Genomic DNA, 12,454 nt, shown 5'->3' with positions numbered 1-12,454 from the left:
GACGTCTCGGCGCGGCAGCGTCGCTGAAACGCGTCCGGTGCGTCGCGCGCAGCAATTACAAATCCGTAAGTCGGTTGAAAAGGCGTGGCCAAAAACTATCTCTCGGTCAGGCGGCAGCGTAACAAGCCGCCCTTCAACTGACACCCAGCCGCCGCGCTCAGAAAAGGCGAAGCTGGGTCCTTTGAAATTCTCCCGCTTGACCCCAAGCTTGGCCCTGCCTCACTGGCCTCAGAGGCAAACATCCATGGCTACCCGCACCTACAACCACGAGCGCTGGTCCGATGACGACGACCGGCTGCTGCGATCCATGTCTGAAACCGGAAAGAGCCTCACGCTGATGATCGTGAAGCTCAAGCGCCCGATTGCGTCGATCAGGTCGCGCGCGATCGAGCTCGGCATCAATCTGCCCGGTACGCGCATCGGCCTACGACGGAAGCACCAGTCGACCCTAGGCCGCTAAAACGAGCGGCCGCGCCGCTCTGTTCCGAAGCGGCGCGGCCGTCAAAACGTCCGTTGTCGAAAAACAGCCTACTTCATATTGCTGCGCGTCTTGGTTCCGCCCTGGTCGCTGCCTGGGCCGGAGCCGCCCTGACCGGATGCGTCGGGGCTCACCATGCCGCCCTTGCTCATGCCGTCATTGCTCATGCCGGTCGTGCCCTTATTCATCGAGCCCTTGTTCGGATCGTTCATGCCGGGCTTCTGCATGTTGTTGGACTGCCCGGCAGTGCCGGTCTGGTTCTGCGCGAAGGCAGAGCCGCACATGAGGCCGAGAGCGGTGGTGGCGATCATGATCTTCTTCATTGCAAACTCCTGGTTGGTTGCGCAGGCCCAACCGGAGTGCCGAAATCATGTTCCAAAGAAATCAAAAGTTCAGATGCCGAGAAATCGCCCGAGGATGAGCCGGCGCCTGCGCTTCATGCGCAGGCGCGCGGAGCCGCGGCGAACGGCCTCGCAACCGACGGCGGCGAACTCGCCAGCCGTCAGGCCGCGATCCGATGCTCGGCAGGGGCCGTCAGGAACTTGAGCGCTTCGGCATGCGCGAGATCGGGAACCGCGATGGCCGTGTGGCTGTGCATCGCATGCGTCCGTGCGGCCGCGATTCCCTCCAGGATCTCCTTGCCCTTGATGACGTGGAGGCCCATGCCATCGCCGGCGGGGAAGATCGCGAGCACCACGTCGTAAGCCGCGATCACGGCCCTCAGCGCTGCGGCCTTGTCTTCGGCGACGTCGACGAAAATACGAACATCAGCCGCGAGTTCGCGCAGCTCGTGAAAATCCAGCACTGTCGGGATACTCCAACGCAACCAACCTGAACCGAGCTTGGTCGCGTTGGGTTACTGAAGTGTCAACAAGGCGCGCCGGACCACAGGTTTCGCGGCGAAGTGTCTTCACGCTTCAGCGCTTGGCCTCCTTGCGAAGCCTGGCCTCCGCGGCTTCGTCCACGAGGGTCAGGGCAAGGCCGTCATAGCTCAGCTTGAACCCGCGGCCGACGATCCAGGTCCATCCCTCCCGCTCCTTGACGGCTTGCGCGTTGAACTGTTCGGAGATCGACTTGACGGCAGCGTCCGGCGCCGCCGGATTGCTCAGCGTCGCATGGACGCGCCAGATCGGATGACGGTCGTCGGCCTCCTCGCTCTCGACCGTGACCTTGGCGCCGTTGATGTCGCATTCGAGGGTATGCGATCCCTGGCTCTTGCGGCAGACATAGCGCCGTTGGCCGACGAGCTTGTTGGTCTCGTCGAATGTCATCCCGGGCGAGAAGCCGAGGATGTCGGATTTCTTCACGTGGGCGAGGGACGCAGGCTTCAGGAAGCTCGGCTGGATCGCGACGATGGCTGCGACAGCGACGACGATCAAACCTGCGACGACGATTGCGACCTTCATGAGCACCCCGCGAAAAACCTTCGCGCCATTATAGCAGCGCCGCGTTCTGCGAGGCACGCAAAAGCGAAAACCCCGCCTGGGGGAAGCGGGGCTCTCTGGTGGGGTGAAGCTTGGGGACTTCATAGATAAGACGCGCCAGCTGCAAAATGGTTCAAGGAAAACTGGGCTGTTCGGTGGCATCGTTCACAGGAAGACGGCCAATCCCCGGGACGGCATGCTTGCGTTTTCGGCCTCGATGGGTTCTAAGCCCGGTCACTTCATCGCTTTCCGGCATGAAGCAGCAGCGCGCACCCGCGGGCCCGGCCCGTCCCAGCAGCAGATTGCTCCGCGCCCATCCATTCAAAGGAATTCAGAACATGGCGAAGATGACGAAGACCCAATTGATCGATGCAATTGCCGAGGGCACGCAGCTTTCGAAGAACGATGTGAAGTCGGTGATCGAGTACATGGCAACCGTCGGCTACAAGGAGCTCAACGAGTCCGGCGAGTTCGTCATTCCCGGCTTCGTCAAGATGTCGGTCGTGAACAAGCCGGCGACCGAAGCCCGCATGGGCGTCAATCCCTTCACCAAGGAGCCGATGCAGTTTGCGGCCAAGCCCGCCAGCAAATCGGTCAAGGCCTCGCCGTTGAAGGTTGCCAAGGACGCGGTGTAGCCGGCGAGAAAAAACCCCGTGCTCGCGCACGGGGCTCTCTCGGCTGGCGGCATTGGGATTTCAGCGCCTGGCCGCCTGCCATGCACCTAACTTAAGGTTGAAAACTGAAAAAGCAACAGCGCCGCCGTGACGGAGTATGTTCGTCAGGCGGCGCTGCCGTTATGACTGGGCGCTGAAATCCCCAGCTTCCATTGGTCGGCGCAGCGCCCGATAGGTTCAAGGGGCCGAGCCGAAAATTAGGAGTGGGGCTGGACTTTTTGTTCTTTGTTTGTTCTAGTCGATCATCTTCTCTGGAGGTGATTCATGACCGTCGAGAAACAGCGCGAAGTCATCCGGCTCTGGAACGAGCTCAGGAAGCTCGAGGGCCCGGCCGCGGAAGAGCTCCGCATCCAGATCCTCGAATGCTTCTCCAAGGAGCAGAAGCAGAAGCGGGCGGCCTGACCCCCATCGGCGGTACGCCGCAGAGCTTTCACCGATCGTTAGGAGTCCTTCCGCGCCCAGATTCGCGACTCCGATTCGTTCTGTGCGAACGAAACGGAGTCGGAGCTGGAACAAAGCGGGCCGGAGGCCGCAGGGCGCGCCACCTCACGTTGACACGATCGCAAGGCGAGGCGGAAGCGAAGGCGCAATGGGCGGCACAAGGCTAACGATCGCTTGTGCGAAAGCCGATAACCCTATTCGGTTAGGTTAAAAGCCCAATCGCGTTGCGCTTGCTGCGGGTTGGGGTAGGTGTCCGGCAAAGACCAAGCAAGAAACGACAACGACTTTGCCACGAGCAATTTCGCCAACAGGCAATTTGCCATGATGCCTCTTTCAAAGCCGTCCTTTTACCAAGGCGACCGGCACACCTACCGGCGTGTCGCACTCGTCGGCGCGCTGTTCTGTCTCGCGTTCGTCGCGATCAGCTTCTCGCTGCGGCCGCAGACGGAAGACACGCGCGTTGCCGTCAAGGCCGACCGCCTAGTGCGCACAGCGGGCCAGCCACCGCGCGCCAATTAGCGCTCGTCGCTTGGGATGCCATCCTCGGCCGACGATTGCGGCCACGCGGCGCCACGCGAGGCGAGCGCCACGAAGCCGGCATAGCCGGACAGGTTAAGCAGGACTTCGAACCAGGTAGGCATGTTAGTATCTCGCTCGCTGCGTGAACAGGGGTGCTCAACGCTCGCGCGCTGACCTCGTTCCCTTGCTCCCGAAGCACGTCCGGAAGTGCGAAGCGTTTTCCGAAAGAACATGCGTCAACAACGACGCGTTAGGGAACTCACAGCGGAGATGAGGGGTCGAGCCGGCGGCCGAGGGCCGCGACGGATTCGCCGGACGGCCGCTCCTTCAGGAACTCGGCGATCGCCTGTGCCAATTCGCGGTCGCTCATCGGCGTCGGCGGCGGTCGCAGCGTGCCGACACCGAAGCTGCGGACGATCTCGTCATAGTGATTGTCGTCGGACCTGGGAACCAGTTTGCGGATACGCGCCAGCAAAGCAGATAATGGCAAACCCATCTCCTTGATCGTCGTCCCCGCTGGCAACCGTCCTGGTCTGCTGCCAATTGCTCCCGTGAAACTGAAAACCCCGCCAGCATCACGCAAGATGCTGACGGGGTCTTCGTGCTGTCGCCTCAACCCGGATGGCGGAGGCGCCCGCACTTGAGACGCCAACCCGCCCGCGGCCGTTTCGTTCCCGCCTGGTCGATAATTATTGACGCCGTCTGGTGTCCATCCCGTGCGCAACCATCGCAGGCGCCCGCCGTTATCTCCGGGACACGCGAAGGAGAGAAGCATGAAGAAGACACTCGCAGTCTTGGCGACCATCGCGGCCGTCGGTGTGACCGCGGTCGCGGCGCCCGCGCCGGCCGAGGCGCGCGGCCGTGGCGGCATCGGACCGGGCCTTGCGTTCGGCCTCGCCGCGGGCGCCATCACCGCAGGCGCAATCGCAGCCTCCCAGCCGTACGGCTATGGTTATGGCTATGGTCCCCGTTACAGCTATTATGGCGGCCCGGCCTATTACGCACCGGGTCCGTACGGCTATTACGGCCGGCCATACTATCGTCATCACCACTACCGCCATTGGTAGTTGCGATCAGCGAAAAGCCCGGAGCGATGCTCCGGGCTTTTTTCATTCGCAGGATTCTATCGCAGGTCGCCTTTCATTCCCGCGTCTCAGCGCGCGGGCGCGATGCTGCTACGGCCAAAGCGAGGGCCGTTCGACCTTGCGGGCGTTTTGCAGCGTCGACACGAAGTATTCTTCGCGCTCGCGCTTGAACTTCTCCTGTGTGGCACGGAAGGCGGCGACCCGGGCGGCGATCTCTTCGCGTTCGCGCTCTTTGCGTTGTTCCTCTTCGGTCATGTCAAATCCCCTCTACACCTGAGTATGTGCACATCTGAACTCAAGCACTGCCGCCGCAATCACGTTGAGTCGCGTCAACACATCCATTGGCGCTCTTGAATGGGGCGTCAATGGGGAGGAGGCATTGCAGGATTGTGATATACGAAGGTCGGAAGAAATTGCCGAGCGCATAGCGTTTGCGCTTGATAAGAGCGTCAGCGATCTTGCCGCTTGTGCAAGTTGCTGTCAGGCCAGACGAGGCGGGAGGCGCGATTGATCGCATCGGATGTTCAGAGCGCTGTCGAGCAGCTCGGCAACATGATCGCCGAGGCCAAGACCATCGTCCCGTTCACCGGCGCGGGCATCTCGACCGAGTGCGGGATTCCCGACTTCCGCTCGCCGGGCGGAATTTGGACGCGCAACCGTCCGATCCCGTTCGATGAGTTCGTGGCGAGCCAGGAGGCGCGGGACGAATCCTGGCGCCGCCGCTTCGCGATGGAGGAGGTCTTCGCCGCCGCGAAACCAGGACGCGGCCATCGCGCGCTGGCCTCGCTCTACCGTGCCGGCAAGATTCCCGCCGTCATCACCCAGAACATCGACAATCTGCACCAGGCCTCCGGCTTCGCGCCCGATCATGTGGTTGAGCTTCACGGAAATACCACTTACGCGCGCTGCATCGTCTGTGGGCAGGCTTATCCGCTCGACTGGGTGAAGCGCCGTTTCGACGGCGATGGCGCCGCGCCCAACTGCACCGCTTGCGACGAGCCGGTGAAGACCGCCACGATTTCGTTCGGCCAGATGATGCCCGACGACGAGATGCAGCGCGCTACCGCGCTGTCGCAGGCCTGCGACCTCTTCATCGCGATCGGATCCTCGCTCGTGGTCTGGCCGGCCGCGGGCTTTCCCATGATGGCCAAACGCGCCGGTGCACGTTTGGTGATCATCAATCGCGAGCCGACCGAGCAGGACGACATTGCCGATCTCGTCATCCACCACGACATCGGCGAGACGCTCGGGCCGTTTGTCGGCAATTGAGGCAGCAGTTTGATTCGCGGCTGTGCAAGCTGTTCATAGGTTCCGGCGAATCTCTTTTTTGTCTATGCCCCGCAACCGGGAGTGTTATCTTTTGAGTCGAAAGATTCGCGTCGCGTCGAAGTGAGAAGATTCTCTTAAGACGCGTGCTTCGAGCGCCGCCGATGTGGCGGGTTGCATTGCAGTGTGGGGTCCGGGGTTATGGGGTCGTCGGACGGATTCGAGTCCAAGAAGCTGGGAGTTCCCGGGCAGGGCAATTCACCGGGGCGATTGACGCCGGGCGAGCACGGCGGTGGGGGCCGCGACAGCGCACTCAGCCCCTTCACCGGATTGGGCGAGGCCAGCGCCAATCTCGTCGAGGTCACCGGCGTCATCAAATGGTTCGACGCCTCCAAGGGCTACGGCTTCATTGTTCCGGACAATGGCTGGCCCGATGTCCTTCTGCACGTTACCGTGCTGAGGCGCGACGGCTTCCAGACCGCGTATGAAGGCGCCCGCATCGTCGTCGAGTGCATCCAGCGCGCCAAAGGCTACCAGGCCTTCCGCGTGGTCTCGATGGACGAGTCGACCGCGATCCATCCGGCGCAGATGCTGCCGCCGCGTACCCACGTCACGGTCACCCCCACGAGCGGGCTGGAACGGGCCCAGGTGAAGTGGTTCAACCGGCTGCGCGGCTTCGGCTTCCTGACCTGCGGCGAGGGTACGCCTGATATCTTCGTGCACATGGAGACGCTGCGCCGCTTCGGCATGACCGAGCTCAGGCCGGGCCAGTATGTCCTGGTCCGCTTCGGGCCCGGCTCCAAGGGCATGATGGCGGCCGAGATCCATCCCGAGGCCGGATCGCCGGGATTGCAGTCGCACTAAGAGCGGATTCCCACAATCGTGAGCTGAGGCGCGCTGCAAGTCCAGCGGGCCTCTTTCTTTTCCGGCGGTCGCCGCGTAAGGACTGATTTACGTCCCACGCCCCGAGAGCCTCCATGAACTTGAATCGAAAGGCCGTCTGGTCAGTTGCGAAGGGCTGGCTTGCCGCCGTCCTCGTCGTCGCCGCCGGGGCCGTCGGCAGCACGTCTGCCAGTGCCGCCAGTTTCCAGCCGCTCGAGATCGTCACCAGGAACGGCGTGCAGGTGTTCTCGGTGGAAATGGCAACGACCGAGGAAGAGAAGAAGACCGGCCTGATGTACCGCAAGGAATTGGCCGACGGCAAAGGCATGCTGTTCGACTTCAATCCCGAGCAGGAAATCTCGATGTGGATGAAGAACACCTACGTGTCGCTCGACATGATCTTCATCCGTGCCGATGGCCGCATCCTGAGCATCGCGGAGAACACCGAGCCGCTATCGACGAAGATCATCTCGTCCCGGGGACCTGCCCGGGCCGTGCTGGAGGTGGTGGCGGGCGCGGTGCAGAAATACGGCATCCGCCCCGGCGACCGCGTCGGCCACCCTCTGTTCGGCAGCAAATAGCGCGGACGGGGCGGGACCGATCGCCGCTCCCGCTGTCCGGGCTTTCCAGCCTTGCCGACGGGCTTGGGACGCTTGATGACGCCTCGGGAAGCGTGTATCGACGGGGCTCGCCGGACATTCGGGGTATAGCGCAGCCTGGTAGCGCGGCAGTTTTGGGTACTGCAGGTCGTTGGTTCGAATCCAGCTGCCCCGACCAAACACACTAAAATCAAAAGCTTACGTCGTTCAGCGCCTTCAGTACTGGACACCCCTCAGGCACTCCTTTTTGAGACGCGCCGTTCTTTGGCGTCCTTGAGATAGCGGTTCCGGACCAAGCGCTGCGCCTAGTCCTTCGCGGCCGGTGCGGGGGGCACCGGCAGAATGATTTCGGAGGCGATTTTCCAATCTTCCTCGACGCGAAGCCAATTGATAATCATTAGAAACGGCTTGGCTGTTCCGTCCTGCCCCGCATAAGAGACCGTGATGTTCATCGGCACGTAGGACTCGGCGACGTCGCGGGTCAGACCGACAACCTTGAGCTTGGAATAGTCCGGCTCGAGCACGACCGGACCGGAGCTGCCGATATCGTGAAGCTTCTGATCAATCGCCTCATTGCCCCAGAAGCCGGCCCAGTTGCCCTCAGACTGGATCGCGCTCTTGGCTACCAACAGTGTGGAGGGCGATTGCCAGAACATCTCATGGAGCGCCCCAAAATCGTGCTTGTTGGCCAATTCCATTAGCCTGCCGAACTTCGCTCGTATCGCGCTAAGGCTCGTCGCATCCAGCGGCTCGTTCCCGACAGCGGATCCAGCCGCGGCAGTTCCGGCGGAGAGAACTAACGCAGTGACGGTGACAACAAGTCGCTTGTACATGCGGGATATCCCTTTCGACGTCTGGCTCGTGGCGTGACAACCCCTGTCGCGGTCCGCAATCGAGATCAGTTGCCCGTTCAATCGGCCGAAGATTTCATCAGAGCGCCTTAGCCCGCACACTCGCGCAGCAAGGTTGTGATTTTCGTATCGAGATCCCGGGCGACGGCAAGTGCTTCCGCACTGCCATACTGCAGGAGATAGCTCTCCATTCTGTCGTAAGAGACATGCACGCCGTCGGGACGTTCATCAATTAGGACTGTGACCGGAGCATAGGAGCCGGCATCGGGTACGTGCTTGACCATTTCTTTCATGATGAGTGGATTGCCTACGACGAACCGTTTGATCTGCGGCGTCCTGGATCCGTTTTCGCGACGCAGAATGTCGCCCAAGTCGAATTCCGCGAAGAGCATGAGGTTTGTGCGGCCGAGCCCGCGCTGTACAACGCGCTCAAGATCCCGGAAGGAATCTGTCGCCCTCGTCTCCTTGAAGAAGTTGGCCAGGTCAGGTTGGCCGATCGCGGACTTGAAGGTGGCGACAACAGCCTCGAATGATTTTGCGCTGGTGAGGCTGAAACGTTCCACCTCGACTTTAACGACTGTCATTTTGTCCTCCGTAACAACTCGCATTGGCCAATTGCGTCCGATGGTGCGTCGGAACGCGACACGATCATGCAGTCGCGGGATGTGCTTCCAGGAAGGTCCGGACGTGGCTGACGAACAGGTCGGGATATTGAAACAGGGCGCCGTGCCCTGAATCGGGATAGAGGACCAACTGAGCGTTGCCGAGTTCCTTGAACATTGCGTAGGCGTTGTTCGCGGGCAGCATGATGTCGTGGCTGCCGCTGACCACAAGAGTGGGCTGGCGGATGGCGCGCAGAATGGCGTGATCGGGATCAGGTGTGGCGCACCAGGTGATCAGAGCCTTGGCCTGCGGATCGGTAACAGCGCTGCCGTTATCCGAGTCCCGATCGTGCTTGCGTAACTTCGTCCGCTTCAGGAAGGCCAAGCCTGACGATCGGCTTGCGGACGACGTCGTGAAGAATAGCGGCAGACGGGAGTCCGGTGCATCGGTCTGGGAAAACGCCTCCTGCAGAACCGCTAACAGGTGTTCCTCACCGCCTTTTGGCGCGGTGCCGACGAGGATGAGTTTCCGGACCAGTCTATCGTGCTCAGCTGCGATCTGTTGGGCGACGCAGCCGCCGAGAGAGAAGCCGAGCAGGTCAACCTCAGATAGGCCGAGGAGATTGATGAAGGCGACTGCATCCCTCGCCATCGCTGCGATATTGTCAGGCGTTTGGCCGGTCGAGCGACCGACCCCAGCATTGTCGAATGCGATGACGGGGCGATCGGCGGCAAGACCGTTGACGACGGCGGGATCCCACGCGTCAATGTTGCCCGAGAAGTGCTGCAGGAGGACGAGCGGCGTTCCGGTAGCGGGGCCGAGGCGACGATAGGCGAAGCGGATTCCGTGGCCTTCGACGTAACGAGTCGGTGCCGTTTCGAGCGTGGCCGCGTCTTGGCTCGCGATGTCGAGTTGGGGCATGTCATCCTCCGGATGCTTGGCATGAAATAGTCGAGTGGGGATCTGGCGTGGCCGCGCGATCGCGGCCCGCGTTCTGCATTCACTGAGCGACCGGGCGCGCTCCCGGCGCGAAAGCACCGGGAGCGGTACCGTTACTTCGCGCGTGCGGCCTTCTCGATGACCTCAGCGACTTGCTTCGCGTGGACGACGAGCGAGGCATGGCTGCCGGCAACTTCCGTCGTTTGAGCCTTGATCCTGGCCGCGAACGACTTCTGGGCCTCGGGCGCCAGCACCTTGTCCTTTGTGCTGATGACGTAGAACGTCGGCTTGTCATGCCAGGCCGCCATGTCGACCGGGGCTTCGAACGCGACGTGGTTCAACGGAAGCTGCGAGTTGGCCAGGTGCTCAGCGATTTCCGGAGGAAGGTCGGCCGCGACGGCTGACGGAAACACTTTGGGATCGATGTACAAATTCCCCTTCGCATCGGGATGGATCGCTTTGCTGCCTTCGGTCGCCGGGCCGGCTTTTGCCAGCGACGCCAAGGACTCGCCGACCTCCGGCGCGAAGGCGGAAACATAGACCAGCGCCGACACCTTGGGATCGTTACCGGCTTGCGTGATGACCACGCCGCCCCAGGAATGGCCGACGAGCACGGTTTTTCCGTCCTGCTTCGCCAGCGCCTGTTTGGTGGCATCGACGTCCGCGGCAAGGGAGGTGAGCGGGTTCTCGACGAGCGTAACGTTGTAGCCCTTCTTCGTGAGAATATCGGCAACGGGTTGCCAGCTCGTCTGGTCCACGAAAGCGCCGTGCACGAGCACGATATTGTGGGCTGCTCCCTTGGGTAGTTCAGCGGAATGAACGGAGCCGACCAGCGTCGTTCCGGCCAAGAGTACGGTGGCGGCCGAGAGAAGGATGTTTCGCATTGATTATTCCTGTTGGCATTCGGACGAACGCAGTCCGGGGGGAATGGACGGGCGTTTCCAGCAAGGTCGCGGTTCTTTCCATCTGCCATGGGCGAAATGGATGCCGTACGTGACGTCGGCCCGCCGCGACATGACCTAGTGTGCGGACTTTGCGGACGACAGAGATCAATCGTCCGGATGTTGTGTCCGATCGTCCACCGATCTAATGTCGGCGACATGGACATACTCGCCCAAGTGCTCGATCGCGTTCGTCTCGGCGGCACGCTGCTCTTTCACTTCGAGCTTGGCCATCCCTGGCATCTCGAGTTGCCGGCGCGCCCCTACGCTCTGTTTCACTATCTCAGCCAGGGCTCAGCGACCCTCACGCTCGGACAGGGACAGGAAACCCACATGAGCGAGGGAGATTTCGTCGTCATCACGCGCGGCGAGCCCCATGTGTTTTATTCGGATCGCCGGGCCAGGCCTCTGCGGATTGCGGACATCGATCGATCGTCGCCGCGTCTTGGCGTCGTTCGCCACGGCGGCCGCGCAAAGCCGCTGTCAACCATGATCTGCGGCAACTTCACGGTGTCACGGCCTGTGTTTGGCAGCGTGATGGAACTACTCCCACCCGTGCTCCTGCTGAAGCCGACGACGGACGGTGGTTGGCTCGAAGCAATCCTGCGCCGCATGGTCAGCGAGTCCGCGCTCGAGCGTCCCGGTCAAGACGTCGCACTCTCACGACTGACCGAAGTGCTTTTTGTCGAGGTGCTCCGAAGTTGGATCGCCTCCCTGAGTCCCGGACAAGGCGGCTGGCTCGGTGCCATATCTGACCCACATATCGGACCGGCACTCAAGCTGATCCACGAGAACCCCGAGAAGCCTTGGACGCTCAGCGACCTTGGCCATCGCGTGGGGCTCGGCCGCTCGGTGTTTTCGGCGCGCTTTACCAAGCTCGTCGGCCAGTCCATGCACCGTTATGTGATCGAACGCCGCATGGCGGAAGCGGCGTTCCTGCTGGAAACCAGCGATGAGTCCATCGCACGAATTGCCAGCAGGGTTGGTTACGAGACCGCAGCGGCGTTTTCGAAGTTATTCCATCGACATCACGGCGTATCGCCCGGCCGGTACCGGGCATCCCGACGCTTTGAGAGCGGCGAAGGGCAAGGGGACCTCCAGGAGGCAGCGGTGGCCGATTAGGCTTGTCGCGGTCATCGACGGCGGGTCCCGCTTATGAGCCCATCTCGGACCTCGGACGATGTTTGCCTATGCACCGCTGCTACGGAGGAAATGTGTGCTTTTCCAATTGATAAGGCTCCCCAAACCATCGTGATGCAGACCGCAGGCCGTCGAACCTTTCGCCGCCGCCGGAGACATAAGGGTATTGGGGATTTCAGCGCCCAATGTCTAAACGGACGCCGCCAAGCGATGATATTCCGCTTGCGCGGCGTTGCGCTTTTCGGGGCGCGCTCGTCAGTTCGAGGCGTGCCAGCCGGGCGGAAATGGGACGAATGACCAAGCCGCCTCGTTGTCGTTGGCGGCTTGCGGCGGCTCCTGCGGCGTGGTGACGATTGGCGCGGGCGGCGCCACTCGCACCGCGAGGCGCAGACGTGCACATTGCAAATTCATTGTTGTTGTTCCCCCGCAAAATCAACTGCTTCCAAACGTCCGACAGCTTGCAAAGTTCAGTATGGAAATCACCGTGCGCCAAAACGGCGCGGCCGTTCTCAAATCACACGCAGTCTACAAAAACATGCGCCGGCTTTCAATGGATCGCGGCAATCCGTCCCAAGAAGTAAGGTTGACCGGTTAGGTTAAGGGCGAGCGGCT

The 12,454-nt window shown here is 61.8% G+C and carries 20 protein-coding genes and 1 tRNA gene; 10 read left to right on the top strand and 11 right to left on the bottom strand.

Annotated features, from left to right (window positions below):
• Positions 1-244 precede the first annotated feature (244 nt).
• Positions 245-460 carry a hypothetical protein gene (locus AC3WLX_RS02370; RefSeq protein ID WP_291620637.1) on the top strand — a complete coding sequence of 72 codons (216 nt, stop codon included), beginning with the start codon at positions 245-247 and terminating at the stop codon, positions 458-460.
• Positions 461-528: 68 nt separating this feature from the next.
• Here the strand turns inward: AC3WLX_RS02370 and AC3WLX_RS02365 are convergent, their stop codons facing one another.
• The 3 genes from AC3WLX_RS02365 to AC3WLX_RS02355 form a co-directional block, all read right to left on the bottom strand.
• The gene (locus AC3WLX_RS02365) at positions 529-801 is read right to left on the bottom strand and encodes a hypothetical protein (RefSeq protein WP_291620636.1); all 273 of its coding nucleotides are present in this window, start codon (positions 799-801) and stop codon (positions 529-531) included.
• Between the two features lie 179 nt (positions 802-980).
• Complete coding sequence (locus tag AC3WLX_RS02360) at positions 981-1,283, bottom strand: hypothetical protein (protein ID WP_291620634.1); 303 nt, start codon at positions 1,281-1,283, stop codon at positions 981-983.
• Positions 1,284-1,395: 112 nt separating this feature from the next.
• On the bottom strand, positions 1,396-1,884 hold the full coding sequence (locus AC3WLX_RS02355; RefSeq protein ID WP_291620632.1) for a hypothetical protein: 489 nt from the start codon (positions 1,882-1,884) through the stop codon (positions 1,396-1,398).
• A 356-nt stretch (positions 1,885-2,240) separates the two neighbouring features.
• On the opposite strand from AC3WLX_RS02355, the gene AC3WLX_RS02350 reads away from it, so the two are divergent.
• The 3 genes from AC3WLX_RS02350 (at position 2,241) to AC3WLX_RS02340 (ending at position 3,536) form a co-directional block, all read left to right on the top strand.
• The gene (locus AC3WLX_RS02350) at positions 2,241-2,537 is read left to right on the top strand and encodes an HU family DNA-binding protein (protein ID WP_018323108.1); all 297 of its coding nucleotides are present in this window, start codon (positions 2,241-2,243) and stop codon (positions 2,535-2,537) included.
• Between the two features lie 303 nt (positions 2,538-2,840).
• A complete protein-coding gene (locus tag AC3WLX_RS02345) occupies positions 2,841-2,978 on the top strand; it encodes a hypothetical protein (RefSeq protein ID WP_291620611.1) in 138 nt (45 codons plus the stop codon).
• Positions 2,979-3,338: 360 nt separating this feature from the next.
• Entirely contained in the window at positions 3,339-3,536 is a 198-nt protein-coding gene (locus tag AC3WLX_RS02340; protein WP_492334539.1) for a hypothetical protein, read from the top strand.
• Here AC3WLX_RS02340 and AC3WLX_RS02335 read toward each other — a convergent pair.
• Both AC3WLX_RS02335 and AC3WLX_RS02330 read right to left on the bottom strand, forming a co-directional pair.
• Positions 3,533-3,658 carry a hypothetical protein gene (locus tag AC3WLX_RS02335; RefSeq protein ID WP_291620609.1) on the bottom strand — a complete coding sequence of 42 codons (126 nt, stop codon included), beginning with the start codon at positions 3,656-3,658 and terminating at the stop codon, positions 3,533-3,535. The two genes, AC3WLX_RS02340 and AC3WLX_RS02335, sit on opposite strands and share 4 nt — an antisense overlap.
• Positions 3,659-3,795: 137 nt before the next feature.
• Positions 3,796-4,026 carry a hypothetical protein gene (locus AC3WLX_RS02330; protein ID WP_492334538.1) on the bottom strand — a complete coding sequence of 77 codons (231 nt, stop codon included), beginning with the start codon at positions 4,024-4,026 and terminating at the stop codon, positions 3,796-3,798.
• Positions 4,027-4,309: 283 nt separating this feature from the next.
• Here AC3WLX_RS02330 and AC3WLX_RS02325 point away from each other — a divergent pair, with 283 nt between their 5' ends.
• On the top strand, positions 4,310-4,603 hold the full coding sequence (locus tag AC3WLX_RS02325) for a hypothetical protein (RefSeq protein ID WP_492334537.1): 294 nt from the start codon (positions 4,310-4,312) through the stop codon (positions 4,601-4,603).
• A gap of 108 nt (positions 4,604-4,711) precedes the next feature.
• Here the strand turns inward: AC3WLX_RS02325 and AC3WLX_RS02320 are convergent, their stop codons facing one another.
• Positions 4,712-4,876, bottom strand: coding sequence for a hypothetical protein (locus AC3WLX_RS02320; RefSeq protein WP_492334536.1), 165 nt, complete (start codon positions 4,874-4,876; stop codon positions 4,712-4,714).
• A gap of 252 nt (positions 4,877-5,128) precedes the next feature.
• Between AC3WLX_RS02320 and AC3WLX_RS02315 the strand changes: the two genes are divergently transcribed.
• The 4 genes from AC3WLX_RS02315 (at position 5,129) to AC3WLX_RS02300 (ending at position 7,546) form a co-directional block, all read left to right on the top strand.
• Positions 5,129-5,890, top strand: coding sequence for an SIR2 family NAD-dependent protein deacylase (locus AC3WLX_RS02315; RefSeq protein WP_492334535.1), 762 nt, complete (start codon positions 5,129-5,131; stop codon positions 5,888-5,890).
• A gap of 198 nt (positions 5,891-6,088) precedes the next feature.
• On the top strand, positions 6,089-6,751 hold the full coding sequence (locus tag AC3WLX_RS02310) for a cold-shock protein (RefSeq protein WP_291626166.1): 663 nt from the start codon (positions 6,089-6,091) through the stop codon (positions 6,749-6,751).
• A gap of 113 nt (positions 6,752-6,864) precedes the next feature.
• Positions 6,865-7,350 carry a DUF192 domain-containing protein gene (locus tag AC3WLX_RS02305; RefSeq protein WP_492334534.1) on the top strand — a complete coding sequence of 162 codons (486 nt, stop codon included), beginning with the start codon at positions 6,865-6,867 and terminating at the stop codon, positions 7,348-7,350.
• A 119-nt stretch (positions 7,351-7,469) separates the two neighbouring features.
• Positions 7,470-7,546 (top strand) — tRNA-Pro (locus tag AC3WLX_RS02300).
• A gap of 127 nt (positions 7,547-7,673) precedes the next feature.
• Here the strand turns inward: AC3WLX_RS02300 and AC3WLX_RS02295 are convergent.
• The 4 genes from AC3WLX_RS02295 to AC3WLX_RS02280 form a co-directional block, all read right to left on the bottom strand.
• A complete protein-coding gene (locus AC3WLX_RS02295; RefSeq protein WP_492334533.1) occupies positions 7,674-8,201 on the bottom strand; it encodes a hypothetical protein in 528 nt (175 codons plus the stop codon).
• 107 nt (positions 8,202-8,308) lie between these two features.
• The gene (locus AC3WLX_RS02290) at positions 8,309-8,803 is read right to left on the bottom strand and encodes a DUF302 domain-containing protein (protein WP_492334532.1); all 495 of its coding nucleotides are present in this window, start codon (positions 8,801-8,803) and stop codon (positions 8,309-8,311) included.
• Between the two features lie 64 nt (positions 8,804-8,867).
• Positions 8,868-9,743: an alpha/beta fold hydrolase gene (locus AC3WLX_RS02285; protein WP_492334531.1), complete on the bottom strand. Its 876-nt coding sequence runs from the start codon at positions 9,741-9,743 to the stop codon at positions 8,868-8,870.
• Between the two features lie 131 nt (positions 9,744-9,874).
• Positions 9,875-10,645: an alpha/beta fold hydrolase gene (locus tag AC3WLX_RS02280; RefSeq protein ID WP_492334530.1), complete on the bottom strand. Its 771-nt coding sequence runs from the start codon at positions 10,643-10,645 to the stop codon at positions 9,875-9,877.
• Positions 10,646-10,861: 216 nt separating this feature from the next.
• Here AC3WLX_RS02280 and AC3WLX_RS02275 point away from each other — a divergent pair, with 216 nt between their 5' ends.
• Positions 10,862-11,824: a cupin domain-containing protein gene (locus AC3WLX_RS02275; RefSeq protein ID WP_492334529.1), complete on the top strand. Its 963-nt coding sequence runs from the start codon at positions 10,862-10,864 to the stop codon at positions 11,822-11,824.
• A 273-nt stretch (positions 11,825-12,097) separates the two neighbouring features.
• Here AC3WLX_RS02275 and AC3WLX_RS02270 read toward each other — a convergent pair whose 3' ends face one another.
• A complete protein-coding gene (locus AC3WLX_RS02270) occupies positions 12,098-12,253 on the bottom strand; it encodes a hypothetical protein (RefSeq protein WP_291626176.1) in 156 nt (51 codons plus the stop codon).
• Between the last annotated feature and the right edge of the window lie 201 nt (positions 12,254-12,454).

It is taken from the genome of Bradyrhizobium sp. FW305-F6 (assembly GCF_058782905.1).
The sequence above is the reverse complement of the archived record's forward strand: the minus strand, read 5'-3'. Positions and strand labels throughout refer to the sequence as shown.

Coding starts and splice junctions, on each gene's coding strand:
- AC3WLX_RS02320 (WP_492334536.1), bottom strand. CDS start 4,876: ATGACCGAAGAGGAACAACGCAAAGAGCGCGAACGCGAAGAGATCGCC.
- AC3WLX_RS02290 (WP_492334532.1), bottom strand. CDS start 8,803: ATGACAGTCGTTAAAGTCGAGGTGGAACGTTTCAGCCTCACCAGCGCA.
- AC3WLX_RS02280 (WP_492334530.1), bottom strand. CDS start 10,645: ATGCGAAACATCCTTCTCTCGGCCGCCACCGTACTCTTGGCCGGAACG.
- AC3WLX_RS02350 (WP_018323108.1), top strand. CDS start 2,241: ATGGCGAAGATGACGAAGACCCAATTGATCGATGCAATTGCCGAGGGC.
- AC3WLX_RS02305 (WP_492334534.1), top strand. CDS start 6,865: ATGAACTTGAATCGAAAGGCCGTCTGGTCAGTTGCGAAGGGCTGGCTT.
- AC3WLX_RS02285 (WP_492334531.1), bottom strand. CDS start 9,743: ATGCCCCAACTCGACATCGCGAGCCAAGACGCGGCCACGCTCGAAACG.
- AC3WLX_RS02365 (WP_291620636.1), bottom strand. CDS start 801: ATGAAGAAGATCATGATCGCCACCACCGCTCTCGGCCTCATGTGCGGC.
- AC3WLX_RS02310 (WP_291626166.1), top strand. CDS start 6,089: ATGGGGTCGTCGGACGGATTCGAGTCCAAGAAGCTGGGAGTTCCCGGG.
- AC3WLX_RS02345 (WP_291620611.1), top strand. CDS start 2,841: ATGACCGTCGAGAAACAGCGCGAAGTCATCCGGCTCTGGAACGAGCTC.
- AC3WLX_RS02355 (WP_291620632.1), bottom strand. CDS start 1,884: ATGAAGGTCGCAATCGTCGTCGCAGGTTTGATCGTCGTCGCTGTCGCA.
- AC3WLX_RS02370 (WP_291620637.1), top strand. CDS start 245: ATGGCTACCCGCACCTACAACCACGAGCGCTGGTCCGATGACGACGAC.
- AC3WLX_RS02340 (WP_492334539.1), top strand. CDS start 3,339: ATGATGCCTCTTTCAAAGCCGTCCTTTTACCAAGGCGACCGGCACACC.
- AC3WLX_RS02325 (WP_492334537.1), top strand. CDS start 4,310: ATGAAGAAGACACTCGCAGTCTTGGCGACCATCGCGGCCGTCGGTGTG.
- AC3WLX_RS02275 (WP_492334529.1), top strand. CDS start 10,862: ATGGACATACTCGCCCAAGTGCTCGATCGCGTTCGTCTCGGCGGCACG.
- AC3WLX_RS02335 (WP_291620609.1), bottom strand. CDS start 3,658: ATGCCTACCTGGTTCGAAGTCCTGCTTAACCTGTCCGGCTATGCCGGC.
- AC3WLX_RS02295 (WP_492334533.1), bottom strand. CDS start 8,201: ATGTACAAGCGACTTGTTGTCACCGTCACTGCGTTAGTTCTCTCCGCC.
- AC3WLX_RS02270 (WP_291626176.1), bottom strand. CDS start 12,253: ATGAATTTGCAATGTGCACGTCTGCGCCTCGCGGTGCGAGTGGCGCCG.